Here is a 1601-nt window from a genome sequence, read left to right as displayed (position 1 = left end):
GTCCGGGCCGCCCCGGTGATGTTCACCGGCGTCTCGCCAATGAGCAGATCGAACTCTGTGCCGGTTAAGACGCTGGGCTGACCGGGGCTGCTCACTGCCCAAACTGGGGCCCGCCACAAGCCAAGACCACCAATGATGCCAGCGGCTGTCAGGCCTTTAACGAAGGTTCGCCTTGAGGTTTTATGTTGCATGCGTGCTTCCAATCAAGCTAAGGAGCCAAACTGACAACGATCGTGCAGACGATTGTGGCCAGCGTTTGTTGGGCTTACTGTTCGTTACGGTCTGTCGAAGAAAACGACCCACCTAGTAAATAGAAAGATGGCATATCTCGAGCAAAGCAGCGATTACATTTCTGTAAGCTTAGACGCTGTTAGCGACACCTGATTTTACCTATGCGACACGGCGATTCCGGGCACTCCATACCGAGCTGAGCAATTCCCATTGCGAAAGAGGAACTTAATTTCTGGAAAGCAATCGATTGCATCAATGCTCGTTGCGTTTGTTTTGCTAAAAAGATGAGCAGAGGATCACTTCGGCGTTACATCCCTACAGGAACTAATACCATGGCTAATTACTCATTGCGCCGTGTCGGCTTTTTAGGAGCTACCGTATTGCTCACCGGTGCTCTTATCTCTGCTCCCACACAAGCGGCTGGACCGGGAAACGGAAGGACGGCACCTTTCGAGCAGTCCTATTTGAAGTTCATTATTGACCATCATTTTTCTGCACTGAGAATGACCGAACTAGCCGCCGGTACAGATGTACAGCGTGACCCGCAGGTCAATAATCCAAAGGAAGGAACCGCCCCCACACCTAGTACCGCTCCTACACCAGCTAAAGCGAGCGCTGAAGAAATAAAATCAATGGCTCGTATGGCAAACCGATCGCAACGTGAGGAAATAGCGAAGGCTCAACGATTCCTGCTCGAGTGGTACGGTGTAGCGCATGTACCGCAAGTAACACCTGCAGGGCAGCGGGCGATCCAAGCGCTAACGTATGAAAGCCCTGGAGCACAATTCGATAGGGCTTTTCTGGCAAACTTTAGCAATCATCATTATTTGGCTCTAGACCCGAGCCAGGAGTGCCGGGTCAAGTTCGATCTGAAACATGAAGAGCTCAAGCATTATTGCGAGGGCATCGTTCAAACTCAGACGAGGCAAATCAATGATATGCGTACGCAATTGTGCGAGCGATTCAACGTTTGTGACTATCAGCCATATAACCCGATCACCAGAAGATGATCAGGATGTTCTGACTGCCTAGCGCCGTAATTCAATTGAGCGAGCCGGCATAGTCTGCGTTAAAAAGACTATCGCTAGCCGGCTGGCTCACTAAATAGACTCTGAAGAAGCGTTTCTGATTTGGTGAGTCCCCCGACTCCATCCGCCTAGTTTTTCGATGAAGCAGACGCGCTTCGCGCGCCGMGTAGGCCGGTTAGCGCAACAGTGCCGCAAAGGAATTGTTCATGACTGAAAGGGGTACGCGCAAGCGGAACCGATTGTTCCCACTCGCTCCTTCCCAGACCACGTTGTTTGATCGATTGCTTCTTGTCAGGGGGTCTGAAGTAGCCAAAAATACCTGACTACTTCATACCAACTTTG

The 1601-nt window shown here is 51.1% G+C and carries 2 protein-coding genes; one reads left to right on the top strand and one right to left on the bottom strand.

All coding sequences use genetic code 11. From position 1 onward, the window contains the following. Positions 1 to 191, bottom strand: a 191-nt coding sequence (locus DQ405_RS26835; protein WP_168426504.1) for a twin-arginine translocation signal domain-containing protein, incomplete at its 3' end; no start/stop codon positions are given. Positions 192 to 563: 372 nt separating this feature from the next. Between DQ405_RS26835 and DQ405_RS26830 the strand changes: the two genes are divergently transcribed. Further along, positions 564 to 1241 carry a DUF305 domain-containing protein gene (locus DQ405_RS26830; protein ID WP_158525233.1) on the top strand — a complete coding sequence of 226 codons (678 nt, stop codon included), beginning with the start codon at positions 564 to 566 and terminating at the stop codon, positions 1239 to 1241. The last annotated feature ends 360 nt before the right edge of the window (positions 1242 to 1601 follow it).

The sequence above is a fragment of the Pseudomonas sp. SST3 genome (assembly GCF_003325755.1).
The sequence above is the reverse complement of the archived record's forward strand: the minus strand, read 5'-3'. Positions and strand labels throughout refer to the sequence as shown.